The sequence below is a fragment of the Marinilactibacillus sp. 15R genome, from assembly GCF_001895285.1.
GTDB lineage: Bacteria > Bacillota > Bacilli > Lactobacillales > Carnobacteriaceae_A > Marinilactibacillus > Marinilactibacillus piezotolerans.
Genome location: NZ_CP017761.1, coordinates 2,178,113 through 2,204,742 on the forward strand (window position 1 = coordinate 2,178,113; position 26,630 = coordinate 2,204,742).

Here is a 26,630-nt window from a genome sequence, read left to right on the forward strand (position 1 = left end):
TTATTTTAATAAAGGAGGTTATCTAAGAATGCAGAATGATAATCATAAAGCGCTGCATGATGTAATCATTGTTATCCCCTCACTAAATCCGGACGGGAAACTGATCACACTAATTGAAAATATTAGAAAAGACATCAGCCAGATTATTCCAATAATCGTTATCGATGATGGTAGTGACAAAGAATCTAAGAGCTTCTTTAATACTATTCAAAACACCTATCAATGCCAAATTTTTACTCATTCTATCAATAAAGGAAAAGGAGCTGCTTTAAAATCTGCTTTTCAAACTATCATCACTGACTACTCCACTCATCTTGGTGTGATTACAGTTGATGGTGATGGGCAGCATACCACAGAAGATGTTAAAAGATGTATTGAAGAATTTACTAAAAACCCTCATTCAGTTTTGCTTGGCAGTCGAAATTTTGAAAATAAATCTATCCCTTTGAGAAGCAGAATTGGAAATATTTTTACCCGAAATGTAATAAACAATATGAATAATCTTAATCTTACAGACACCCAAACTGGGTTAAGGGTCTTGCCCTTGTTTACATTAGAGGGATTGTTAGAAGTTCAAGGAGACCGTTATGAATACGAAATGAATATGCTATTATATTTTAAAGATAATGCTATACCAATGAAAGAAGTTCCGATTAAAACAGTATATATTGAAAATAATGAATCTTCTCATTTCAATCCTTTGCTTGATTCAGTTAAGATATATTCCGTATTTATTAGATATTGTACATCGGCTGTTGCTTCATTCCTAGCTGATATATTGACTTTCTCATTACTAGTCTTTATTCTGGAAAATCATTTCCCTTCTTATTACATTATTATATCTACTGTAATTGCTAGAATCACATCTGGTCTCTTTAATTATTTATCTAATAAGCATCTTGTTTTCCGAGAAAAGAGAACATCAAGTTCAATTCATCGTTATGTAATGCTGTTTTTTATTCAAATGATTGCTTCGGCCACCATTGTACAAGCAATCGTTACTTTTACTGTTTACGATACAGCGTGGTTAATAAAAATCTTAATCGATACAATTATCTTTTTTATCGGATTTTATGCCCAGAAAAATTGGGTATTTAAAAAAGTATCTTCTCCCGCTCAAAATATTACAGAAAAGTTATAAATGTAATATTGAAATTCTCAATAAACTAATCCCTCTATTAAAAGATGCTACCTAAGATTATTTAGAGTAGCATCTTTTTGATTATATTAATTAAACTATTTTCTTGTTAAATAATGTATAATTCATTTTATTAGATAGGCAAACGTACTCAATTCATCATAATGAACTTTCAAGTAATTGCTCATAATCTATGAACTAAGCATTTTATTCGTTAGATTCATTTTTATTTACTGTTCGCTCCACATTACTAAGCATACTAGCAAAACGCCTTTTCTTAAAGTACATCATGACAGAACCCATAAACGAATCATTCAACGATTGTAATGCACCTTCAAATTCTACATGTTCTTCATACTCTACTTCACAAGTGTTTTTTTCTTGAGAGCTAATCGTATATCGTGAAACGATGATATTTTTATCCGTTACCATTTTATATTCATATATTTTATTATGAATAATTTCTGTTATAGTCATCGTTGCGATTTGATTGTTCGGAAAATTTTTATCATATGAATATCCTTCTAGTTCATGCTCTAGTACTTCTTCCCCAGTTTGAGTAAGGATATCATTTTGAATAGAACGAATTAATTGCTTGTAAAACTGATCGGTAGATATTTTGAGTTTTTTATCTATTTTCATTAGCTCTTCCTTTTCTGATAGTATATAGATTTATTATCACTATCTTTTTCTATCATATCAGTTTCTAACAGAAAAAAGAACATTCTATTCCAAAATGAAATAGAATGTTCTAAAACATAGAATCAATAATTTTATCCAAATTCTTCGTATTCATTTGGATGTTGACCTTCTACTCTTCCTGGTTCACCTTTGTCTAATAAATCAATTGTCTGGATATCCTCTTGAGTCAATTCAAAATTGAAGACATTTAAATTAGCTTTTTGGTGTTTTAGAGAAGATGACTTCACGATTGGCATAACATCATTTTGTAGATTCCAACGAATAATCACTTGAGTAGGAGTCTTATCATACTTTTTAGCTATTTTTGCAATAGTCTCATGCTCAATAACATCATTGATTTCTCGACCAAATGGACTCCACGCTTCTGTCAGGATACCAAGTTTCTTGTTGGTTTCGACTACTTCATTATTGTTGAAATACGGATGTCTTTCTATTTGGTTGGTGGCAGGCGTTACACCTGTTTTATCTATAATTTTTTCAAGATGTTCTTCTAAAAAGTTAGATACTCCAATCGTTTTGATTAAACCAAACTTTTGAGCGTCTATTAGTGCCTGCCAAGCTTCCACATATTTCCCCTGCATAGGTAGTGGCCAGTGAATCAGATATTTATCAAAATAATCGATTCCTAAACGATAGAGTGATTCTTGAATCATAGTAATGGCTTTATCATAGTCATGTGCTGCTCCTGGTAATTTAGAACTGATTATCAATTCTTCTCTTGGGACTGTTGAACGCCTTATAGCTTCGCCTACCATTCCTTCATTCATATAGTTTGTGGAAGTATCAATTAGTCTGTATCCAGCATCAATTGCTGTAAGGACACTATTAACACCTTTTGCACCTTGTATATTTACCGTACCCAAACCAATCGCAGGTAGTTTTGCTCCATCATTTAGCTCATAAAAATCTGATTGTTCCATTTAAATTACATCCTTTCAAATTAATTTACCATGATTAGTATAAAGGAAATGACTTTGACTATCATACGATAAGTCCTATAAAAGGTACTTAACCCTCTCTTCTTTAATACAGAAGAAAGGGCTAAGTCTGTGACTGAATTAACCGTCACCTTTTTCAAACGATGGATAAAGCGTCATGCCCCCATCGACATAAAGTGTCGTTCCCGTTACATAACTGGATTCCTTAGACGCTAACCATGCAGCAGCGGCAGCTACTTCTTCCGCTTTACCAATATAGTCCAACGGAATCATATTTAGCGTTTGTTGTTTTGCTTCTTCATCTTCAAACTTCTCAGCATTGATAGAGGTATTGATGGCTCCGGGGGATATATTATTTACTCTAATTCCCTTATGAGCATATTCGAGTGCAATCGTTTCAGTGAATATTTTAACTCCACCTTTGCTGGCAGTATAGTGTGCAAAGGTTGGCCAAGGTATTTTATCATGTACTGAAGACATGTTGAGAATAGTTCCTTTAATGTCATGTTCCAGGAAGTAATTAAGCGCTGTTTTTGAGCCTAGGAATACACCGTTCAGATTGACATTCATTACTTTCGTCCAGTCATCAAAAGACAATTCATGGGTAGGAGATTTATTCTCCATTCCTGCATTATTGATCCATAAATGCAAAGTACCAAAATTTTCTACAGCTGCTTTAAGTAAAGCAGCTGCACCCTCTTCTGAACCAATATCTGCTTGAACCGCTACCGCTTTGCCCCCTTTTTCCTCGATTGCTTTTACTGATTCATTTGCTCCTTCTTCATCACTATGATAATTAATCACAACTGACATTTTTTCTTCTACTAAACGCAAGGCGATTGCTTCTCCAATTCCTTTAGATCCGCCAGTAACGACTGCTACTTTCCCATCTAAATCTTTATACACGACTATTTTCCCCCTAGTTTAAGTTTATAATTAAATGGTTGATTAATTTCACTGTACATCACAGCCAATAATTACTCAAAAAATATACCTTGGTCTCTCTATGTAATATAATAAAATCCATTTGAATATCACGATTTATTCTCGTACTAATGTACATAATTCTAACTATTTTCAGTCATTAAGAGTATACTAAACGGTATAATAACAAAGGTATTTTTTACTAGGCTAAACATATATTAATCAAAAGGAGATCTTTAAAATGGCATTGACTTTTTTAAAAGAATATTTCAATAAAAATGTAGCCAGAGTCCAATCAGTAGAAAATCCGAAGGAACGATACTACATAATTAATATGACTATTCCAGAAAAAATGCATTGGAATGCTGGAGATTATGCTTTATTCTCATTTTATGACCGAACCTCAAGTCATTTTCTGAAATTTCACTCCTTTTATATCGGTTCTATACCAAAAGAAAATAGACTGATGATTGGAATGAAAACTAAAACCCCTCCCCATCTTTTTGAGGAGAAAGTACTTGCTGTACAAAAAGAAGATAGGGTTAAAATTAAGGGACCTTTTGGATCTTCCATTATTGAAGACACACGTAACCGGCCTTTGATTTTAATGACCAACGGAATAAATATTACCCCTATAAGAGCATTATTAAAGAACCTGGAATCAGATTTTTCAAGACCCATAGCCTTAATTTATACTTCTAGAGACTACCACCCTTTTAGAGAGGAACTAGACAAAATAGCAGCGAAAAATACTACAATACAAATCTTTTATGTATTTGATCGTAGTGAATCCTCAAGTATACTAGAGCAATTAGTTCAAAAGTATGGAAATAATGCTTTCTATTATATTTACGGCAGTGATAAAACAATAAATCATACTAAACAGACATTAAAACAATTGACTATTCATAAAAAACAGGTCATTATAAACCATTTAAATCATTATTGATCAATGAAAAAGGAGAACCTTCGTATGTAGAATTACATAGAGGGTTCTCCTTTTATTTATTAATTTTTATTGATCTTCATACGAATGATTTTATCAATCTCAGCAATAATCAAAACAATTACGCCTACTGCAATAGCAATCAGCCATTCAACTATTGTTAAACTTTCTGTATAAAAGAATTCTTGGAAAAATGGTACATACGTTAACATTAATTGCAGCACAATCATAACTCCAATAATCAGGAAAGCTTTCTTATTTGTAAAGAACTCTTTAGAAAAAGCAAGAGCGTGTGTCCTGACATTGAATAGATAAAATATTTTACTAATTACAATAATATTTACAACCATTGTGCTAGCTGTAACCTGGTTCGCGCCAGAAGCTATCAGCCAGTCATATGCCACTAAACTGAACACTGCCATCAATATGGATACATAAGCTATTTGAAATGCATCATGTTTTCCAATTAAGGAAGCTGAGGTATCTCTTGGCTCTCTATCCATCAGCCCTGGTTCGGCTGGCTCAAAAATAAAGGCAAATTGGATTGTAATAGCAGAAACCATATTGATCCAAAGCATCTGAGTTGCCTGTAATGGTAAATCTCTTTGAGCAATCAATGTAAACGCAATGATCAAACCTTCAGCAAAAGATGTAGGAAGTAAATAAAGAATACTTTTCTTTATATTATCAAAAATTCTACGTCCTTCTTCAATTGCTACAGACATAGTAGAAAAATTATCATCTGTCAGCACCATATTGGCGGAATCTTTAGATACATCTGTCCCGTTTAATCCCATAGCTACACCAATGTCAGCTTTTTTCAATGCCGGCGCATCATTAACTCCATCTCCAGTCATTGCAGTGGTTTTACCACTTTTTTGAAATGCTTCAATAATTTGAAGTTTATTGTGTGGAGTCGTTCTAGCAAATACTTGGTAATCATTTACTTTTTCAACTAATTCTTCTTGAGAAAGTTCATCTAGTTCCAGACCAGTAATGGTTTGTACATTTTCCGAAAGTCCTAACGCTTCTGCGATAGCTTTAGCAGTTGAGGGATGATCTCCAGTGATCATTTTAACTTCTACACCAGCTTTTCTCATCGTTTTGATTGAGTCAATTACTTCTTCGCGTGGCGGATCAATGATGCCTACAATACCGAGAAACGTTACCCCTTCATCAACATCTTCATGCTCTAGTGTATCTTTATTCTGATCAGCATCTTGCACACCAACTGCCACAACTCGTTTACCTTGTGAAGATAATGCTTCAACTTTTTCTCTCCAGAAGGCTGTATCAAACGAAGAGTCTTTGGCTTCAGCTAATGCAAATAACTTGCCAGGTGATCCTTTAATGAATATTTTACGCTCTTTAGATTCAACGTTTTCAGAAAGAGTTGCCACGTATCTATAGTCTGAATCAAATGGAACTTTAGAAATCTCTTCGTAACTTGAATCACCACTGTTAAAAGCTTTATTATATAATGTTAGGAAGGCTCCGTCTGTTGGTTCCCCACTAATCTTCCATTGACCTTCTTCTTCGTTTAATTCTGCCTCATTCGCTTCGTAACCTGAAGTAATCAACAGCTTTAAATCCGAATCACTATCAAGTTCAATCGACTGACCATCCAGCTCAATTTTCCCCTCCGGTGAATACCCGATTCCTGAGACAGTATATTCTGCCTGCTTTGTAATAATATTTTGAGCTGTCATTTCATTTTTAGTCAAAGTTCCGGTTTTATCTGTAGCAATAATATCAACAGATCCCAAAGTCTCTACCGAGGGTAAAGTCTTGACGATCGTATTTTTATTTTTCGCCATATCACTGACACCCATAGCAAGCACTACTGATGTAGTAGCAGGCAAGCCTTCTGGTACAGAACCCACTATCATTGTAACGACTGCTAGAGACAATGCTGATAATGAATATACACCACTAATCAATCCATATATAAAAAGCAGCGCAGCAACACCCATGATAACGTAAGAAATTGTTTTACCTAAATTGTCGATCAGTTGTACTAAAGGTGTTTTTTTACTCTCCTGATCATTTACAGCTGTGCTGATCTTACCAATCTCGGTCTCTTCAGCAGTAGCTACTACTAATCCTGTTCCATTACCATTTGTAATAGAGGTTGAAGCAAATGCCATATTTACTTGATCGCCCAGACCAACTTTTTCTTCTATTTTTTCAGGTGTTTTTTCAATTGAATCAGCTTCCCCAGTTAATGAAGATTCTTGCACTTTCAATCGATCAGAATCAATAATTCTGACATCAGCCGGCACATTATCTCCAGCCTCAAGATAAACTAAGTCTCCTTTTACAACATCAACTGCTTCTATTTCTTTACGCTGTTCGTCTCTAATGACAGTAGCATGCGTTGAAAGCATATCCTTGATTTTATCCAAGGCGTTAGATGCATTAATTTCTTGGAAATAACCAATCATTGTATTTGCAATTACAACTAATCCTATAACGATTGCATCCGAATAATGTCCCATCCATAATGTCAATAAAGCAGCAACAATTAATATATATATGACTACGTTATTGATTTGTCTTAGTAGAATCGTCCATTTAGAAATCTCATTTTCTTCTAATTGATTAGGTCCATCTTCATTAAGGCGTTTCTCAGCTTCTTCAGAAGATAATCCTTTTGCCTTATCTACATTGAATTTTTCCGATAATTCTTCATTTCCTTTCTGGTAATAAGGTGTTTCTGTCCTAGATTCTTCATTCTTCACTTTCATTCCTACTTTCTTTTAATGATTATTCTATTGATTAATCATCTATCGGTTCTCTAGAATCGATTCTGAGAAAATAGACTTATATAATTATTTTAGAGAAATTAAGGAACGATTACAAAAATTATAACTTATGTAAGAGTTATTCAACAAAAAAACCGGCTGAATAATTCTACTTTCAGCCAGTTATAGAAGCACTATTTGATTTCACGAACAAATCGTTCAGTAATTAATTGTGGTCGGGTAATTGCACTTCCAACAACAACGGAATGCACACCTAATTCAAAACATCGTTTTGCTTTTTCTGGTGTATCAATGTGTCCTTCTGCAATAACGGGAGTCGATACTGACTGTAGTATCTTCTTCAATACCTCAAAATCATTGTCAGAGATATTCTGATTCTTAGATTTATCAGTATATCCCATCAGGGTAGTCGACAGCACATCAAATCCTAACTTTTCTGCCGATAGAACTTCTTCGTAAGTCGATGCATCAGCCATCAATATACTATCAGGATATTTTAATCTTATTTGTTGAACGAATTCCTTTAGTGATTGACCGTCAGGTCTCTTTTGATCTGTAGCATCAAGTGCTATGATTTCACAACCTACTGTCATCAATTCATCGATTTCTGTCATCGTTGCAGTGATATAAACCTTTGAATCTTGATAATCTCTCTTAACAATACCGATAACTGGTAAATCTGTCTGTTTCTTGATTTCTGCTATATCTTCTTTTGTATTTGCTCGAATCCCAACAGCTCCACCTTGTTCAGCCGCAACAGCCATTCTTCCCATTATGAATGAACTATGAAGCGGTTCGTCTGGCAGGGCTTGACATGAAACAACCAGTCCACCTTTAATTTTCTCCAAAACTGACATTTTAATTCCTCCAATATTCCTATTTAATAATATTAATTTTCACTATTTCTTTATTCGCACAGCACTTTTTTTATCTAATAAGTACGGTCTCAAATATGGTGTTGCATTCCCCATTAGAAGAATATCCTCATTCAATTCAATACCTAAAATTTCAGTCACATATTTTCGTCTTTTTTCGAAGCGAGTCCACATTTTAGGATAATTATCTTTAATGTCGGTTTTTAATTGCTGATCTGCCAGAACAATACCGCCTTCAGCGCTTGCTCCCGGCATTCCCTCAATAGAAGGAATAATATCTACTTGGAACATCATTCCGCTTTTTAAGACAACCTCAGAATTCGGATAAACCGGGGATGCCATCCACTCTTCATCTGCTACATAATGACCAGGATTTAAATGCCAGCCATATTGATTTTTCGGAAGCACTTCTTCAATCAACTGGTAAAGTTCATTGCCTTTCATTCCTATGTGCACATTTTCTAACCAGGCAGTGACTGCCTTAAAATACGGGAAGACAACTTTTTCTAAATAGGCTTGCTGATTTGTCGGCAAATCAGCTCTGTCATTAGCTACAAAGGCACTGCGGCTTTGTAGTCCACCTTTATATCCAACAGTCAAAGACAATGTATCGCCTAGAGAAACTACTTTATCAGTGGGATAGAGGTTTGCTTGTTCAAAACGTTTCCCCGTAGCTGCGATGGTTACAACATTATTAGGCTGTCCAGAGCTAGTTAAGGTATGCCCAAGTTCCATTTCAGTCTTTCCTACCTCCAGTGAGTCTAAGGTTTCTAACATTTGAGCAGATGCCAGCGCTGCACCAAACTCATAATGCGCAATTTCATTGATGTTATTAGTGGTTCTTACACCATTGTCGCCAATAAATAAAGAAGTTGCATTTACTAAGTTTTCAGATCCCACATGCTGCTTAATAGTTTCTACTATATAATATGGTAAATCAAAGAGTTTATTATCTCTACCTGTAAATAGTTTCCATCCAACCAACCCAGTCTTTCTCTCTTTATTAAATAGGTCATTTACCAAAATTTCTTCGAAGTTTTCAACATCGTACATTGGCTGGTTAGGTAATGAAAAATACGGACAATGAATGACTTCACCTTTTAATCTTGTATGTTTAGCTAATTTCAGATTTTCATTACCTAATATATAATAGACTGTTCCATCCTCATGCAATATTAATATTGCTTCTTCAAATCTAGTAAGAAATCCAGTTAAATATTCGAAATTTGAACCATGTTCTAGGTCTTCATAAATAACAACTGTTGAGAATCCTTGCTTTTTCATTTCTTTCAAGACTTTCTCATATCTTTGCTTCATCGTTTCATTACTTAACAAAACCGGACTCAACTGCTGCTCCTGCTCCGGAGCAGGAATGGTACTGAGCTCGACTTGTTTCTCTTTATAGTTCATTATTTTACTCCTTCATCTTGTTATTCGGGATTTAACTGATCAATTTTTTATATAATAAACTTTTTTAAAAAAATTTTACCATTTGCTAAACAAACTTATTCCATTCTAACATAACAAGCTTGTATAAGAACTTTATAAAATTATGTAAAAAAGTACTATTCTATTTCTTCATAAATTATATCTATTCTGATTCAAGTCTAGAATTAATTTTTTATCAGTTTACCTTTCAAATCATATGTTCTATAATTGTTTTAATTCACTTTTTCACTAATTGGGGGCTATAAAATGACTGCAAAAAATCAAATCAGAGATTTACTTGAAAATACTTATGGAAAAATTATCACAAAAGAACTGGAAAGTGGAGAAACTGAGTTTGTCTATCATGCAGATTATCTTGATCATCCTTTTTTATTAATCGTTCAGATAGACGAAGCTCAAAAGCTTCTAATTATGTCGATCATGTTTACAGATAGTAATGCTGATCAACTATTGCTCAATCAAGAAGAGCTTAAATCCCTAAAGGAACAATACCCAAAATATTTTGTAGATCTTATCGACCAAAACTTAGTCCTGACTGATGCAATAAATTTTCTGAAAGATACTTATTCAATTGAATTTGTTGAAGAAAGATTAAGTAAATTAGAAGCTGAAGCTTACACTATTTTAGATAAAATATATGGTTAACATATAAGAATTATGAAACAAAAGTGAACTAATACAATATCTCACCTATTTAAAACTCTGTATATTTCATATCAATACATCAGATAGAAGATAAATGGCTATATCATAATTTTTATAATCAACTACTCGTTTGTAGTCATGAAAAATATTACCATAAAAATAAAAGGATTGATCAAAGGACAATCTACTAACTGCCCCTCATATCAATCCTTTTAGTGTATCCAATAGATTTATTCATTTGGAAGAGTGTTTATCTAATGTATGGAGGAACTTTAGTTAAAATAATATGATCTTTAACTTTTCCCTCTGTTTCAAAAATTACAATTTCGTTATTTCCAATATTTAATAATGGTCCAGGAAGATATAATTTAAATTGAGGACCAATTTCCCAAAAACGTCCAAGGTTAAATCCATTAATAAATACCACGCCTTTCCCCCAACCATTCATATCAATGAAAGTATCCTTTACTTCATTTATTGCAAATTTAAATTGACTAAAGCTTGGTTCCATTTCTGAGAATGTTTTTGTGTAATCTATCTTACTAATATTGTCTAAAGACAGCCTATAATGTTCCCACCCACTTCTGTAAGCCCCATTTATCAATACACCATCTACTATGCCTTTATTTTGACGGGGTAGCTTTTCTCCATAATTAACTCTCCCCATATTCTCAACTAATATATTTAATGAATTTTTTCCATCTTCTAATTCTAAGGAAATTGTTTCTCCTATTTCTTTATCAAATTGGGTTTCAACAGGTTTCTGATTAAGATAGATGTTAACTCGATCATTTGCATTGATCAGTTTAAGCTTTTCAATTGTCTGCTTTTCACCTAAATTATTTTGATAAAGGATATATCCAAAATTTTGATCTAAATCTTCCATCGTTAAAGTTGATAGATTAAAAATAGGGTCTGCTAAATTTTCTAAATTTCCAAATAGTGATGTTCTTGCGGTAATTTTATATTGTCCATAAGATTTTCTTTCGGATTGAACAGGTAACTCAGGGAGTGGATTATTACTATACTTTTGAATAACTTTTCTAAAAGCTTTATATTTTTCAGTGAGATCTCCCCATTCTGTGATAGGTGCATCATAATCGTAAGAAGTAATATCTGGTGTCAAATAGTCATAGTAATTTGCACCATTTGTAAAGCCAAAGTTTGTTCCACCATGTATCATATAAAAGTTAATATGGCCTCTGGATAATATAGAATCAATTTCTTCTATTTGCTCTTTATAATCTGTATGTTTAAACTTCTCATCCCCCCAGTCAGTAAACCAACCATCCCAAAACTCCATCACCATTAATGGTGATAAATTTTTATTAAAATCTTTTAATTTATTAAAATGCTCTATACTCTTTGATCCAAAGTTTACAGTTGGTAATGCTTTTTCAGGAATTGTTCCATTATTCAACATGTCATGCCAAGTACCATCACTAGTCACTAATGGCACATCAATTCCATATTTCTTCATTAATTCCACTAACTTATTCATGTAGCTTTTATCATCACTGTAACTTCCATATTCATTTTCAACTTGCATCATGATGATGGGGCCAGATCTAGTTACTTGTAGCACTGCTAATTCTTTAAACAAACGCCTATAATACCGATCAACCTTTTCCAAGAAAGGTTGATAAGAAGTTCTTATTTTCATATTTCTATCTTTCAATAACCACGCTGGCAAACCACCAAATTCCCATTCAGCACAAATATATGGTGATGGCCTAACGATTACAAAAAGTTCTAATGATTCAGCTATTTTAATAAATTTTCTAATATCATATTGGCCTTCAAAATTATATGTTCCTTCTTGGGGTTCATGCATATTCCAAGGCACATAAGTCTCAACTGTATTGCATCCCATAGCTTTTAATTTAATCAATCTATCTTTCCAATATTCTGGTATAATTCTAAAATAATGTATTGCTCCAGAAATTATTTTTATAGGTTTTTCATTCCAGTAAAAATCCTCTTTGATCTCAAACATACTTACACCACCATTTATGATTTTAGAAGAAAAGACCTTCATCTTTTACTTAAACTATGCCATTTCTACTATTTAAAAGTAATCAAGATTCGTATTTATCTATAGTTCTCGTTAAATTTACTCAGTTAGTTTCATACCAATATCCTCGTTTATTCGTTTCTAAACGAAGAAGTGCTTCCAGATAGAAGTAATCTCCCCATATGACATAATCATCTGGAGATTTTCCTTCTCTTACACTATATGATCCATGGTCAATAAAACCTTGCGCCCCTTCCTCTGTTGCGTATTCAGAGATCAACGTGTCCATTGAGTTTATAAGTGTAGAATATATTAATTTATATTCTTTTGAATTTTTATCTAACCAGTCCAATAGTTCGTGAAATCCACAAGCAGCTATAGCGGATGCTGAGCTGTCTGGTTTAATATTTTTATCAAGTGGCGCATCAAAATCCCAATGGGCTATTAAATTGTCAGGCAATTGATTGATAAAGTACTTTGCTGTTCTGAGTGATGTTTCTAAATATAATGGATTCTTTGTATAACGATAAGCTAGAGCAAATCCATAGATGGCCCATGCTTGACCACGAGTCCAAGTAGATCCATCTGAATATCCCTGTTGGGTTGCACCTCTTACAGGCTGCCCTGTTTCTTGATCAAAGTAAAAAGTGTGATAAGTTGAATCATCTCCTCGAACCAGATATCTTCTAGCTATATCCTCAAAAGCAATTGCAGCCTCTCTATATTTATTATCATTCGTTACTTCACTTGCCCAAAAAAGTAGAGGCATATTCATCAAGCAATCTATAATGATTCTTCCACCTTGCTCTGGGTCATTTGGAGGTCCCCATGCTTGAATAATACCAATATGCTCACGGTACCTTTGCATCAATCTATCTGCAGCAGCGATTGTCTCTGACTTGGCTTCTATATCTTTTTCTAGTTGCCATTTTGCTCCCGTAGAAGGTGTATATAAAAAACCAATATCATGAGTATCAAGATCTCTATTTTCATCAAGTCGATTAATCATCTGATTGGTTTTTTCCTCTGCAGAATGCCTAAACAGTAGATTACCACTATATTCATATGCTTGCCAAAGTATTCCAACCCAAAATCCATCTGTCCAGTTATCATTTGGATTCAATTCATAAACTTCGTCATTACTTGTATGTGGAAACTGTTTTTCGAATGTGATGATATTTTGTTCAACCTTAGATAATACTTCTTCTATTGCTTTTACGTATTGCTCCGACATTTTAATATCTCCTATTCAATATTTATTTTTACTATTTTTCCATTTAGATGAAATTTATGATTATTTTCATCATAGTAGACGGCACTCTCTTTATAACTTTCAACATTTTCATTTAAAGCTCCATAAAACCCATGTATCAATAAATGTTCACCAGGTTTTTTATGGTGTGTTATGGAAGGTATAATCGTATTTGGATAAAGAATATTTGTATTGCTATTTGCTTGAACTCTTTCTATTATTCCATCATTAAGCAAATCAATGACACCCACAGACTTCTCGTTAGACTCTAAATAACATTCATACTCATTAGGTAGAGCCAATAACTTGCCTTTCGGAATACTTTCTAATGCAAATCCACCATCCGTTAATTTCAAATCTCTGGCTGACATGATTTTATGAATTCTTATATGCCATGGTAACCCTGAAATAATCCAAGTATTAACTATTACATCTTTCCAAGGCTGCCATTTCATATAAATATATTCATCATGATACTCTTTCTCAATGACTTTACGCTTGACTCGATAGTATTCTCCGTCTTCACTAAGCGCCAGCATTGAGTCGAAAGCGCCTTCAGATAATGAAACATTGGAACGAGAAACACTAAATCCAAAGTGTGTAGAATAAGCAAATTTCTCATATTTTGCAGCGGTATGAGTATGGTCGTCCATATGCTTATATCCATTAGGAAACATGACGACATGTTCACCGTCTCTAATAATAGATTGTTCTGTTTTAAAGTCATTATAAATTTCTTTTAAATCTGGAAACGGCGCTTCTAGCGTCGTCCAGAAAAGATGGTTCTCTGGTAAAGCCACTATCAAAAAGCTTTTTAACGACCAGTAAGGCGAACCGGGTGAATTATAATTTTCACTCATATGCAGGTTTGGATAAGTGTACCCTACCGATAACGTACCATCTCCATTAAAAATAGGTTGTTTAAACCAATATCTTAGATGTCGCAGTATGACACCTTTCATCCACCCTATATCTTCTAAATCTACTTCTGCTAATACATAGGCTGTAAAAAATGCTACTTGACTGAAACGATAGGTCATACTTCTCCCATACGGTATGCCTTGTCCCTTATCAGAAAACCAATAGACAAATTTATCTGAAAAAAGTTTGGCTCGGTCCTTATAAATCTTACATCGTTTTGGATCTTCTTGTTCCATTGCTATAGAATAAATTAGGCTATAAAAATGGATCGCAAATGCAACATAATAATCAACGTGAGCATCCGGTCCGTCTTTATACCAGCCATCTCCAATATAGTAGTCTTCTATTCGATTCAAGTTTTTTGTTATAACATCTTGGTCATAGGATCTACCAACGTTTTTAAGGCCTAAATTAACTAAAACTGCAAAAAACAACCAATTGCAATCATGTGCTTCTACTTTATTCACTTTATGAAGATATTGAACTAGATTTGTTTTCTCTTTTTCGGTTAGCGGATTCCAAAATACTTTGGGAGATAATAAAAGCATATATCCAATAGCTGACATTTCGACAATCAACTGATCAAAATCTGTTAATTCTCCCCAGTACTGCTCATGATCAGGATTTGTTCCATTAATAATTCCTTTTAATACTCTTTTAGATTGTGGATGATTTATCTGATTCACTTCTAATGGTACAAGTCCCCAGAGCAACCTCAACATTGTCTCTATACTAGCCGTTTTTCCTCCATACCCTACTCCGGTTGCAATCAATTCTATTCCTGACAATTCATCATCAAACTTATCATCAAATGGTTCTAATAGTTCATTCAAAGCTTCGATAACATCATTTCTTGTTTTTAACGGGTTGTTCATTATCTGATTCCTCCTAAACTTCAAAACATTGTACTGAGAATTCCATTTTGTATTTATATGGGAGTTCATTAGCATAAACGCTGACTATGATTGCTTCTTTTTCCGACCCAAAATGATCGATATATTTAAAACTATTAGTTGTATATGAATCAATATAGGTTGAAAAAGTAACAATTGTTCGTATATCACTATTTCTAAAGATTAGTTGGTAATCTGAACGACTTTCTATATCCATTTTTGAAAAGAATATTCTTTGTTCAATCTGATTATGATGGACCATAAATGAATAGTTATCTACTATATTAAGTCTATTCACTTCAGGAGATAACTTAAAAGTTCGATTAAATGAGTCCATTTCATTGTTCTCATACGCTCTAGTTAAGTCATAGGTCACAAGTTGGTTCACTTGATCATATACTATAGCTCGACTAAAATTTCCTTCGCCATCTACTTGGTACTTTCCATTAATAATTGGAACAGAATGACCTTTTGAAGATGCTTGGATATAATCATATCGTTTATCGTTGAAGTAATCTTTTGTGTATTGAGGCGCCCCAAGATCTATACAGATAGGTTGTTTCTTAAAATGAAGGATAAAATGTCCTAAGTCATTATGATTGTGTGGTTCATCATTGGATCCGCCTTTACTTAAAAACTGCAATTCCTTATTATTAAAAATATAGATACCTGAATCTTCTAGCCAATAATATTCTTCTTTATTATGTTTACTATAAATCGACTGTTTCTCCCACATTAAAGTACGAATAACAGGTGCCCAGCGTCCACAATGGTCAAGCAATTCATTTACAGACCAATCACAAACTGGAATACTGATTTCCCCTGGGAATAGTAAATGATAGTAGTGCGCTAAATCAGATGCCGGTATCATAGTAGAAGGAGAATCGGAAATATTATAAACTGTTCTTTCATATGCATACATCTTTTGCTGGAAAGCTGCAATAGATTTAATCTTGTTTAAATCGGTATCACTTAAAAAGCTCTTCCTTGTTTGTGATTCATACATGTCTGAGTAATAAGTAAAGTAGCGAAAGCCATATTGCCAGTAATTGAGCCCTTCTAAACAAGCACCATCCTCACCGTATCCAGATAAAAAAGCTTTCATCGCGTGATTCACTCGGTTCAAGACAATCTTTCTATCCACAGAATCACTCATTATGTAAAGAGCTGAAATACCAATAGAACCAGCACAAACTGAAGACCAGTTATTCACTTCATCTTCAAAAATCCATTTTTCAGATAGAAAAGGAACGATTACGCGTTGCAAAATAGAAGCATGCATCAAGTTTAAAATATCTTTAGATAAAACATCTCCTAATAATCTGTACTGCTCTGACAAAGTAAATGCTGTTTCGCTAGAAAATAAATCAATCGTAAATTTCTTTTCCTTACAATTAAACTCTTTCTCTATATCTACATGAGCTGGGAGACACCACGTAAATTCATTACAGATTGAATAAATAAGGTTTTCCAGCTTGACTTTATATTTCTGGTTTGCTGGATCATCTAGTAATAGCAGACCGAGATAAGTTAGTTGCTTTCTTCGTTCAAAGTATTTATCTTCATAAACTATACGATTTCCAGTCTTGAAGAACAGCTGAAATTCATCATACTTTGGTGCTGTAGGGAAATATTTATAAACTTGAGTTTTAAAATACTCTATTAATTCAAAGTACTTACTATGTTTTTTTAAGTCCAATCCGGTTATCACGTATATACCTCCCTGTTATAAAAAGATGTACAACTCTTGCTTGTACATCTTCAAATCAAAGTAATTAATAGATTAGTACAATATAAGTGCTAAAATCATCTGTATTTATTGCTAACTAACTATATTATCTCCGTAGGCTGCTATTTGAGTTAATGCCGGAAATGGAGAATCAGATTCCTGAGATTTTATTAACTGTTTCAATTTGATCCAATTTGTTTCTTTCATATCAATTTTATAGCGCTGAGGTTCTGGAGTTTTGATAAGATCTAATTTTATTTCAGTTCCATCAGAAAACTCAATTGTTCCCTTTGTCCAGAAATTATCATGAGGAAAATCTGCACGGATTGTTAATTCAAGCTCACTTATTGCAACAGGTCTGCCAAAATCAATTTTTAGTTCTGCGTCATCTTGTTGATTGATCCCCCATGATTGGAATGGATATGACCCATGACTGAGATTTGCATAGATGCCATCGATCGCATTTAAAGCAAAGAAAGTAGAATCGTTCCTTGTTTCAACATTTGCGCTGGCATGTGGGTAAGCTCCAGTCTCTTCTTTTGAGTCATGCGTATTCAATGTAAGATTCTGATAGGATTCGATTTCATAAGTTTCTGCTTTCCGCACAGATATATAATGTCTTTTCCCTTTGAAAGAAATGTCAGATGAAGACTCTTTCCAATTATCTTGCAGAGGTAGATTATATCTCCATTTCTTCCCTTGTATAAAAATAGTAGAAGGTGATAAAGTTTGGTCTAACTGAACGACAAGATATTGTTTAGGTTCTGAAAGTTCTATTTCAAAATAATCGCCTTCATGATATTTGTGGTATTGCGTCGCGATATATGCTCGATTTTCTCCTTTACTAGTCATTAAAGAGGCAGTGTCCTCATAATCATTTTTACCTAATTTCATTTGTCCATCCTGATCAAATAAGGTTATGCTAATCGTCATTTAAACTCTCCATTCTCTATTGAAGTGCTTGAATATCCAATGAACTGTCTTCATATAAATGAGTCACGACTTTCGTATTCAATATAGCGAGTAACCCTACAGAAAATAGGGAAATATAAGGAGCGACATAGACTGTTAAGAAGACTGTGGATATAGTAGTCATTAATAAAAGAAAAGCCCACTGTATTTTTTGGATAGATAATACAAATGCTAATTTTATGATTTCCGAAATTTTTCCTTCTAATATTGCAGTTAATGGGGCAACAAAGATTAATAAGCCAACACAAAATAAAAGTGTAAATAAGCTGATAAATAGTAAAAATGTTGTTAGTTCCGAACTTATAGAATTGTAAAAGAAGATACTGAACATTAGTAAACCAATAATACTTATAGAAAGAATCCCCGGAAGTATCATTTGTTTACAGCAACCCAAAAAAGAATTATAATAATTTTTGAGTATACCTTGATCCCTTCCTTTTAATTGAATATCACAAACCTTAAAAAGTGCAATCGTTGCTGGCCCAATCGTTACGATTGGTATACTGAATAGCACCCAAACAAGAGTCAGCAACATCATATCAGATAAGAAACCCATCATTCTCCAAAGCGGTTGATTTAAATCGAACATTTTTTCAAACATATTTATCCTCCTATAACTCCTTTAATAAGTATTCTATAAACTGGACTGCTACCTCTTTTCTTTCTGATGTCTTAGGGATAGCTACCCAAGTATCAGTTTTTAGATGGTATTGATTACTAAATGTCTTTAGTTGAACAGCATAAGTATGATTCTGATCATTTAACAATTGCTCATCCGCAAGTATGACATCTTCACCAATTAACTCATTTAAATTTTCAAATCCGTTTAACTCATAATAATGTTCTATTATCTCTTTGTTAGAAATGAGTATATCTAATTCTCTTCCTGCAATCTGTGCAGTCAATCTACCAGCATCCATTAATTCTACAGGATTTGGATCGCTCACTGAGAGAAACAGATCCGTTACTAACGAATATTCATCATTCTCATTTAAATCATACACATACTCCCCTTTAAATTGTTCCATTAATACTTTGCTTTCATTGCTCGTAAGCGAGCTGTTTGCTATATAAGCATTTAGCTTTACCTCTTTTGTTTCTATTAAGTTAACTGGATCAAGTAAATATAAGAGAACAAAAGCGAGTACTCCTAAAATTAAATACTGTTTTTTAAAATGCACCATGGTTCTCTCTCCTTTACTATTTTAAATTATCCTTTTACCCCAATTGCTGCAACACCTTGGACGAAGTGTCTTTGCAAGGATAAGAAAACAACCAGTACAGGAATCAAGACAACAACTGATGCAGCCATAATCAATCCATACTCTGCTGAATATTGTGTGATAAACATTCGTAAACCAATTTGAATAGTTTTCAATTCATCTCTTGTTAAATAAAGTAACGGACCTAAGAAATCATTCCATGTGTTTACAAAAGTAAAGATTGTTAATGTACTTAATGCTGGTTTTGATAATGGTAGCATTATACGATAATAAATCTGGTAATCATTCATTCCATCCATTCTAGCAGCCTCAATCAACGAATCAGGTATTCCTTGATAAAACTGTCTCATCATGAATACTCCGAACGCAGAAAATGCTTGCAGCAAGATAATAGCCAAGTGTGTATTATTCAATCCAAGTGAACGCATCATAATGAATTGAGGAACCATATAAGCCTGCCATGGTACAGCAATTGTTGCTATATAAGCTACGAAAAGAAGGTTTCTCCCTTTAAATTCCAACTTTGAAAACGCATAGGCAGCGAAACTACTGGTGGTCAATTGTAATAAAGTAACAATCAGCGTAATTTTAGCAGTATTATAAATAAATGTAGCTAATGGTATCCTTGTCCATATATCTATAAAGTTACTCCAAACAGGCTGATCTGGTATCCACTGAATGGGAAAAATGAAAATATCTCTATCGAATTTTATAGAAGACGATAACATCCACAGAAACGGAAAAATCATCGTAATTGTTACTGCAATCAAAAGAATATAGATAAAAATTTTTGATACTAACTTATTTGATTTCATTCATTCTAACTCCTTCTATTGGTTTGTAAATTTCTTCTCACCTAAAAATTGCACTAAAGTTACGATTAATACAAGGCCAAGTAATAACATTGAGATAGCACTTGAATACCCTAAATCCCAATTTAAGAATGCTGTATTATAGATTTCATAGACCAATACTAACGTCGATGTTCCTGGTCCAGCTTGTGTAATCATGTAAACGAAATCATATACTTTGAAACTGTTAATGGTTAAAATCATCAAAACAAAGAATGTTACTGGACGAAGCTGGGGTAAAGTCACATGCCAGAATTTTCCCCATCTACCTGCTCCATCTAGATTTGCTGCTTCATACAATTCTTCTGAAACACCTTGCAGTCCAGCAAGGAAAATGACCATATAGTATCCCATTTGTTTCCAGACACTGAATAGTACCAAAGTAAACATCGCCCATTCACTATCTGCAGCCCAACGAGGTGGATCTAAAATTCCAATCATACGTAATATCTCATTGATTGGTCCATTCACTGGATGAAAAATCATGTTCCAGACAGCTGCTACTGCTACTAGAGAAGCCACGTAAGGGAAGAAAGCAATTGTTCTAAAAATATTTCGTCCTTTAATTTTACTATTTAATAAAATTGCTAAAAGTAATGCACAAGCCAAGGTCAATGGCACAGTTGCCAAAACATATACTATTGTATTCCATAATGCATCCTTAACTCGATTATCACCTAACATCTCTGTGAAATTATCTAAACCAATGAAGGTCATATCATTACTACCATCCCATTGATGAAAAGCTAACATAATCGCAAAGAATATCGGACCTAATGTAAAGATTGCAAATCCAATAAAATTAGGTGCAATAAACGAATAAGCAGTTAATCTTTCCTTTAGTTTTCGCTTTTTCAGCGAATCTCTTTTCATTTGTGTTTCCATTTTACAACTCCAATCCTTTTTTAAACAATATGTAAAAGGAGGAACTTAATCCTCCCTATTTTTGAATTATTCTTTTAAAGCACTAACTTGTTCAGAAGCATTCTTTAAACCATCTGAAATTTCTGTGCTGTAAGTCATGATATTGTCATGAGTTTCGTTTAGAATAGTTTCTACTTCTGAAGCATTTTCATCTAAAGGCAATTCCAAGTATACATTTGTAGTCTCTAGAGCTTCTTTACTTTGCTCATCTTCTGGGAACCCTTCAATTGAAGTAATTTTACTTATAACCTCATCAGATTGTATGGCTGGAATTGTTCCAGTATCAGCAATAATCTGGGCGCCTTCTTCTCCAGTTACAAATTCCACAAATTCATACGCTAAATCTTTATTTTTGGAATTAGAACTAACTCCAAGAGATGTCATCGTACCACCTGTTGATCCTTCTTCAGCTCCATCTATTATCGGCATTTTTGCAATACCCCAATCAAATTCTTGACTTTCTCCAGATGCTATTGCTTCTTGTAAAGTTGGAATAAACCATGTACCCATCAGCATTGTGGCTACATTGTCTTGATAAAAGGCAGCTGAATAATGTAGGTTAGAAGTTTTCAAAGAAGCATAATCTTGTACGATTTCATCTTCTTGCTGAGAAACAGCCATTTCATAGATAGGATCTAAAAATGAGTAGTCTGTCGATACTAGTGTATTTTCACCATCTAAAATCCCATACAGTTCGACTTGGCTTCTCCAGATATGGTAGTGTCCGCCATAAACCTTTTCTCCACGACTTTCTGTAGCTTTTTTAGATACATCACGCATCAATTGATCATATTCTTCATAAGTCATTCCATTTTGCGGATACTCTACTCCAGCATCATCAAATATTGATTTATTGTAGTAAAGAACATAAAAGTCATTTCGCATAGGAATCGCATAAAATTCATCGTCGATTGTAATCTGTTCTACTGTTCCTGCGTATTGATCTAAATCAAGATCCTGAGCTCTTTCACTTAACGGTTCTAACAGATTACGATTTGTCAATGAAGAGTATCCAGGTATGTCTTTTACTGTAACTACATCTATGGTATTATCTCCACCAGATAGTTGTGTCCCAAGGACAGTTTGATAATCAGTTGATCCTAAATCTAGTAGTTCAACCGTTACACCATCATGCTCTGCTTCAAACGCCTCAACTAGCGGCTCATAGTATACTGTTGATTCAGTATCCCAAAGTGACCAAGTCAAAGTGACATTTCCATCAGCCTCTGCTTCATCGCCATTACTTTCACTGCCTCCATTTCCACAAGCCACTAATATTAAGCCAGCTGAGAGCAACCCCAATCCAGCTAAAAATCTATTTTTCTTGATCATTTTTTTCCTCCATATTTTGTAATGTTATTGCGAAAAAGAATATAGGTTAAAACTATTCAACAAAATACTCATTCTAATGCAGCCCTTGCAAGGTATGAACATATAGACAAAATAAAGTTAATTAACTGTTACTAATATGATATAATACTTATGTAAGCGCTACAATATCGTAATCTGTTTAATACTAACCTTTTCAGTTATAAAAATTTGATATAGGTTTTGAAAATAATTAATATTTTAATAAGGAGTGACGATCGTTTGACTCATGAATTCACTTTTTTATTTGGTGGTTTAAATGTAAGGCATCCAGAGGGGTTTGAAATGATTCGTCCCTATGGAGTACCTAACTATGTTTTTTTATCCATAAAATCTCCTGCTCTCTTTAAACTCAATGGACAAGAAAGTATTGTCGAACCGAATTCAATCGTCATAATTGAACCATTCACCCCATATTATTATCACAACCCAGGTGGACATTACATTGATGACTGGTTCCATTTTAAGTGTGAAGATTCTTTATTTTTTCAAAAGAAAAAGTTATCAACTAACCACTTTCTACCAATTGCTGAACAGACAAATATTCATTTACTTATGCAAGAGCTTGTTTGGGAATCAGTTTACATAGCTGATGAAGTTAAAGATGAAAATCTTTCATTGATTATTCAGGTTATGTTAAATAATGTAGCAGTTTGTGAAAAGAAAACAGTTTTATTACAAAAGTATAGTCCTCATAATAGAAAGTTGCGAGATTTGAGACTGCAAGTACAGTCCTATCCAAAAGAACAGTATTCCGTAGAAAAAATTGCCAAAGAAATGAATATTAGTGTTTCATATTTTCAGCATCTATATAAAGACTTATTTGGTGTCTCCTTCCAAAAAGACGTAATCCGGATAAAAATTGAATATGCTAAACATTTACTCTCTATAACTGATCTACCCAATTTTGAAATTGCTGACTTGTGCGGCTATACTTCAGAAGTTCATTTTTATAGACAGTTCAAGAAAGTAACTGGTCTAACGCCCTCTCATTATCAAAGTACAAATGAAACAATCTAAAATCAGATTTTTGTGTTTATTGTTTTATTAAATAAAAAATAAAAATTCGATCTCAAAATATTGAGATCGAGTTTTTATAAAATATATTTAGGTTTTATCATTATGTTCAATAAGCCACTGTCGTAGTTAAGAATTCTTCTAAATGATGATATCCGTTTGCTCCACCATTAGCTGATTTTTTCAATCCAACATGGAATCTAAATCCTTGGATGGACTTAAATTCTCAATTTATATATACTTCTCCAGTGTCTATATTATTAATGAACTTTATCCTCATATATTCTCACCATATATCATAATTGTGAAATACTCAGCTTTTGCTTCTACTTCACCGATTTCTTTTAACCATTTCGTCAGAAATGATTTTTACAAACTCTTCTTTATATTCTAGAATGGGATCAGCAATTTTAAAAATTTATTCAACTCTTTTAGAAACGGGTATTTTTCCCAAATTATTGGAGCATAATTAGATTAAGAGCACGTTCAAGATTGCTGTCCGTCATTTTAAATGTTGAAATATTTCAGTATCAAACTTTTCTCCATTCGTTTAATCACCAAACTGCCTATCACTATACATTTCCTACAGATCTAGTTTTAAGTTCATTTGGTTCTCTACTTTAAGACTATCTATTTATTTCAAGTCAAATACATTTTTTAAGTTACTTGTGATAGGAGAATGATCTTCGTTTGTATCCATAACATCTTTCATATAGTCCCACCATTTTTTATTAATTTCTGTTGCTGGTAGTTTCTCCCATTGATTTTCATCTTCTATTTCTAGATAACCAAATAAGAAGTTTGTCTCTTCGTCCAACCAAATCGTATAACTCAGGCATCCATGTTGTTTCAATTCTTTTTCCAGTTCTGGCCACAATTCGTCATGTCTTTTTTTATATTCTTCATGCTTATCTGGGTAGACTTTCATTCGTATAGCTTTTTTGATCAATGTACCCACTCACTTTCTTTACACCCTATTAATCTAAATATCCAGCTCTTGGTTTTACACCGAACCTATCAGCTAACTTTTTCAAATCTTCATCACTGATCTTAGCTTTCATTCCACCTTGGGCTTGAACATAAGTATAAACTTCTGCAGCTTTTTCAACTGTTTCAATTAAACCAAAAGTCTCATCCATATCTTTGCCTGCTCCATAAATACCATGATAAGGCCATACGACTAATCGAGTCTCTTTCATTTTATTAGAAGTAGCTTCTCCTATTTCATTTGTACCTGGAACGATCCAAGGAATGGTAGATATACCTTCAGGAAATACAACTAAACACTCTGTGCATAATTGCCACAGTTTGCGTGTCAGTTCTCTTTCGTCCAAAGAATGAGTAAATGTCATGGCAAGTAAGTGTGTTGCGTGACAATGCATAATAACTCTATTTTCCGGATCAACACTAAGTCTAGCAATATGACTTTGAAAATGACTAGGTAACTCACTCGTAGGCAATGAACCATCTTCATAACCCCATAGTACCTCAACTCCTTTTCCATCATCACTAACACGTATCAATCCAATATTCCTAGCAGGATCTTTTTGTACATTTTTGAAATATTTGCCAGATCCAGTTACTAAGAAGTAGCTGCCGGCTAATTCTTTTGCATCAAAGTCTATTGGTATTGTACGAACGATATTTTCAAGATCCAAATACTCAGCTACTTCATTTTCATTTAAAAGTAGCGTAATATTCCCACCGTTTCTTTCATCCCAGTTGCGCTGGTACATTAATTGAGTAATTTCGCTCATTTCTGTTACAAATGGGCTTTTTAGTATATCTTTATTCATTTGCAGCTTCTCCTTCTAATACTTAATTTGAGCGATGTGATAATACATTTTTTTCATATTCTTTAACTTCTTCATACCAAGAGAGTCCAACAGGCACGTCGTTTATCAAACAAAAGTAATTCCAGATATCACTGTATGGCATGTCTTTCATTTCTTCTGTATAAACAAGTCTCTTCGTATAATCAAAATCAAGTTCTGCTTTTTTCAGCATATTTACAGGATCTAGCAATGCTTTAAGTAGTGCCTTTTGAGCATTACGAACGCCAACTACCCATGCAGCAATTCGATTAATCGTGGCATCAAAGAAATCTAGCCCAATAGCCGTACGATCCAAGAGATCATTGCGGACGATTTCTTTCATAATTTCCTGTAACTCATCATCCATAATAATGACATGATCACTATCCCAACGAACCGGTCTACTTACATGTAGCATTAAACTTTCATTAAATAAAGAAAGCGCAGAGATCTTATTAGATATCATTTCCGTTGGGTGATAATGCCCAGCATCCATTAAAATTGTTTTATTTCTCGAGATACCGTATCCCATATAAAATTCATGAGATCCAACTGTATAAGCTTCTGCTCCTATACCAAATAATTTTGATTCAAGTGTATCTTCAGTATAATCAAGATTTACTTTTTCACTGAAAATTTCATCGTAAGACTCCATTAACCTCTTTCTAGGAGATAAACGATCAATCGGATTATCCTTCATGCCGTCTGGTACCCAAAAATTATTGTAGCTTTTCTGTCCTAATTCTTTTCCGATGTATTCGGCGATTTTTCTAGAACGTTTTCCATGTTCGATCCAGAAATCTCTGACTGTTTTGTCGGGATGGGCTAATGTATACCCATCTTTAAACATTTTATGATTAAAGAAAGTCGGATTGAAATCTAAGCCTAATTCTCTTTCCTTAGCCCAATCGATCCACTTCTGGAAATGTCTGGGCTCTATTTCATCAAAATCTATTTGTTCATCAGTATCTACATACATCGCATGCAGATTGATTTTATGTTTTCCTGGAATCAGAGATAACGCTTTATCTAGATCTCGCCTTAGTTCTTTAGGAGTTCTTGCACGACCCGGATAGTCTCCTGTCGACATAATACCGCCAGAAAGTTCTCCATCCGGATTTAAAAATCCAATAACGTCGTCCCCTTGCCAGCAGTGCATGGATATTTTGATTTCCTGCAAGGTATCTAAAGCTTTTTGCACATCGACGCCAATTTCTAAATAGCGTTGTTTTGATTCTTCAAATCGTTTTTTGATTTCTTCTGGTTTCAT

General features: G+C 33.7%; 23 protein-coding genes. 4 read left to right on the forward strand and 19 right to left on the reverse strand.

Annotation, left to right across the window (positions count from 1 at the left end; genetic code table 11):
• Nucleotides 1–28: 28 nt before the first annotated feature.
• Complete coding sequence (locus BKP56_RS10810) at nt 29–1,141, forward strand: bifunctional glycosyltransferase family 2/GtrA family protein (protein ID WP_072695084.1); 1,113 nt, start codon at nt 29–31, stop codon at nt 1,139–1,141.
• Nucleotides 1,142–1,345: 204 nt separating this feature from the next.
• On the opposite strand, the gene BKP56_RS10815 is transcribed toward BKP56_RS10810, so the two are convergent.
• The 3 genes from BKP56_RS10815 to BKP56_RS10825 form a co-directional block, all read right to left on the reverse strand.
• Entirely contained in the window at nt 1,346–1,780 is a 435-nt protein-coding gene (locus tag BKP56_RS10815) for a DUF3284 domain-containing protein (protein ID WP_072695085.1), read from the reverse strand.
• A 131-nt stretch (nt 1,781–1,911) separates the two neighbouring features.
• Nucleotides 1,912–2,760, reverse strand: coding sequence for an aldo/keto reductase (locus BKP56_RS10820; protein WP_072695086.1), 849 nt, complete (start codon nt 2,758–2,760; stop codon nt 1,912–1,914).
• A gap of 138 nt (nt 2,761–2,898) precedes the next feature.
• The gene (locus BKP56_RS10825; protein WP_072695087.1) at nt 2,899–3,684 is read right to left on the reverse strand and encodes a glucose-1-dehydrogenase; all 786 of its coding nucleotides are present in this window, start codon (nt 3,682–3,684) and stop codon (nt 2,899–2,901) included.
• A 259-nt stretch (nt 3,685–3,943) separates the two neighbouring features.
• Here BKP56_RS10825 and BKP56_RS10830 point away from each other — a divergent pair, with 259 nt between their 5' ends.
• A complete protein-coding gene (locus tag BKP56_RS10830; RefSeq protein WP_072695088.1) occupies nt 3,944–4,651 on the forward strand; it encodes an FAD-dependent oxidoreductase in 708 nt (235 codons plus the stop codon).
• A gap of 59 nt (nt 4,652–4,710) precedes the next feature.
• Here the strand turns inward: BKP56_RS10830 and BKP56_RS10835 are convergent, their stop codons facing one another.
• The 3 genes from BKP56_RS10835 to BKP56_RS10845 all read right to left on the reverse strand — a co-directional run bounded on the left by BKP56_RS10835 (nt 4,711) and on the right by BKP56_RS10845 (nt 9,698).
• Nucleotides 4,711–7,395 carry an HAD-IC family P-type ATPase gene (locus tag BKP56_RS10835; RefSeq protein ID WP_072695089.1) on the reverse strand — a complete coding sequence of 895 codons (2,685 nt, stop codon included), beginning with the start codon at nt 7,393–7,395 and terminating at the stop codon, nt 4,711–4,713.
• 191 nt (nt 7,396–7,586) lie between these two features.
• Entirely contained in the window at nt 7,587–8,270 is a 684-nt protein-coding gene (locus BKP56_RS10840; protein WP_072695090.1) for an N-acetylmannosamine-6-phosphate 2-epimerase, read from the reverse strand.
• A 42-nt stretch (nt 8,271–8,312) separates the two neighbouring features.
• Nucleotides 8,313–9,698: a M24 family metallopeptidase gene (locus BKP56_RS10845; protein WP_072695091.1), complete on the reverse strand. Its 1,386-nt coding sequence runs from the start codon at nt 9,696–9,698 to the stop codon at nt 8,313–8,315.
• Nucleotides 9,699–9,983: 285 nt separating this feature from the next.
• On the opposite strand from BKP56_RS10845, the gene BKP56_RS10850 reads away from it, so the two are divergent.
• Nucleotides 9,984–10,382, forward strand: a complete 399-nt coding sequence (locus tag BKP56_RS10850) for a hypothetical protein (RefSeq protein WP_072695092.1) — start codon at nt 9,984–9,986, stop codon at nt 10,380–10,382.
• A 250-nt stretch (nt 10,383–10,632) separates the two neighbouring features.
• Here BKP56_RS10850 and BKP56_RS10855 read toward each other — a convergent pair whose 3' ends face one another.
• From BKP56_RS10855 to BKP56_RS10900, 10 genes are all read right to left on the reverse strand, one after another.
• Nucleotides 10,633–12,378 carry a glycoside hydrolase family 35 protein gene (locus tag BKP56_RS10855; protein ID WP_072695093.1) on the reverse strand — a complete coding sequence of 582 codons (1,746 nt, stop codon included), beginning with the start codon at nt 12,376–12,378 and terminating at the stop codon, nt 10,633–10,635.
• Nucleotides 12,379–12,499: 121 nt separating this feature from the next.
• Nucleotides 12,500–13,630, reverse strand: a complete 1,131-nt coding sequence (locus BKP56_RS10860; RefSeq protein ID WP_072695094.1) for a glycoside hydrolase family 88 protein — start codon at nt 13,628–13,630, stop codon at nt 12,500–12,502.
• 11 nt (nt 13,631–13,641) lie between these two features.
• Nucleotides 13,642–15,444 carry a DUF2264 domain-containing protein gene (locus BKP56_RS10865; protein WP_072695095.1) on the reverse strand — a complete coding sequence of 601 codons (1,803 nt, stop codon included), beginning with the start codon at nt 15,442–15,444 and terminating at the stop codon, nt 13,642–13,644.
• A 13-nt stretch (nt 15,445–15,457) separates the two neighbouring features.
• Nucleotides 15,458–17,173, reverse strand: a complete 1,716-nt coding sequence (locus BKP56_RS10870; RefSeq protein ID WP_072695096.1) for a heparinase II/III domain-containing protein — start codon at nt 17,171–17,173, stop codon at nt 15,458–15,460.
• A gap of 111 nt (nt 17,174–17,284) precedes the next feature.
• Nucleotides 17,285–18,124 carry a hypothetical protein gene (locus BKP56_RS10875; RefSeq protein WP_072695097.1) on the reverse strand — a complete coding sequence of 280 codons (840 nt, stop codon included), beginning with the start codon at nt 18,122–18,124 and terminating at the stop codon, nt 17,285–17,287.
• 16 nt (nt 18,125–18,140) lie between these two features.
• Nucleotides 18,141–18,764 (reverse strand): YesL family protein, encoded by a 624-nt coding sequence (locus tag BKP56_RS10880; RefSeq protein ID WP_072695098.1) that lies wholly within the window; start codon nt 18,762–18,764, stop codon nt 18,141–18,143.
• Between the two features lie 10 nt (nt 18,765–18,774).
• Complete coding sequence (locus tag BKP56_RS10885; protein WP_072695099.1) at nt 18,775–19,347, reverse strand: hypothetical protein; 573 nt, start codon at nt 19,345–19,347, stop codon at nt 18,775–18,777.
• A gap of 26 nt (nt 19,348–19,373) precedes the next feature.
• Complete coding sequence (locus BKP56_RS10890) at nt 19,374–20,201, reverse strand: carbohydrate ABC transporter permease (RefSeq protein ID WP_072695100.1); 828 nt, start codon at nt 20,199–20,201, stop codon at nt 19,374–19,376.
• 15 nt (nt 20,202–20,216) lie between these two features.
• Nucleotides 20,217–21,122, reverse strand: coding sequence for a carbohydrate ABC transporter permease (locus BKP56_RS10895; protein WP_072695101.1), 906 nt, complete (start codon nt 21,120–21,122; stop codon nt 20,217–20,219).
• A gap of 66 nt (nt 21,123–21,188) precedes the next feature.
• Nucleotides 21,189–22,493 (reverse strand): ABC transporter substrate-binding protein, encoded by a 1,305-nt coding sequence (locus tag BKP56_RS10900; RefSeq protein WP_072695102.1) that lies wholly within the window; start codon nt 22,491–22,493, stop codon nt 21,189–21,191.
• A 258-nt stretch (nt 22,494–22,751) separates the two neighbouring features.
• On the opposite strand from BKP56_RS10900, the gene BKP56_RS10905 reads away from it, so the two are divergent.
• Nucleotides 22,752–23,549 carry a helix-turn-helix domain-containing protein gene (locus tag BKP56_RS10905; RefSeq protein ID WP_072695103.1) on the forward strand — a complete coding sequence of 266 codons (798 nt, stop codon included), beginning with the start codon at nt 22,752–22,754 and terminating at the stop codon, nt 23,547–23,549.
• A gap of 631 nt (nt 23,550–24,180) precedes the next feature.
• Here BKP56_RS10905 and rhaM read toward each other — a convergent pair.
• The 3 genes from rhaM to rhaA are packed head-to-tail and all read right to left on the reverse strand — an operon-like array spanning nt 24,181 to nt 26,630.
• Nucleotides 24,181–24,495 (reverse strand): L-rhamnose mutarotase, encoded by a 315-nt coding sequence (gene rhaM, locus BKP56_RS10910; protein ID WP_072696135.1) that lies wholly within the window; start codon nt 24,493–24,495, stop codon nt 24,181–24,183.
• A 28-nt stretch (nt 24,496–24,523) separates the two neighbouring features.
• A complete protein-coding gene (rhaD, locus tag BKP56_RS10915; RefSeq protein WP_072695104.1) occupies nt 24,524–25,342 on the reverse strand; it encodes a rhamnulose-1-phosphate aldolase in 819 nt (272 codons plus the stop codon).
• Nucleotides 25,343–25,364: 22 nt separating this feature from the next.
• The gene (gene rhaA, locus BKP56_RS10920) at nt 25,365–26,630 is read right to left on the reverse strand and encodes an L-rhamnose isomerase (protein WP_072695105.1); all 1,266 of its coding nucleotides are present in this window, start codon (nt 26,628–26,630) and stop codon (nt 25,365–25,367) included.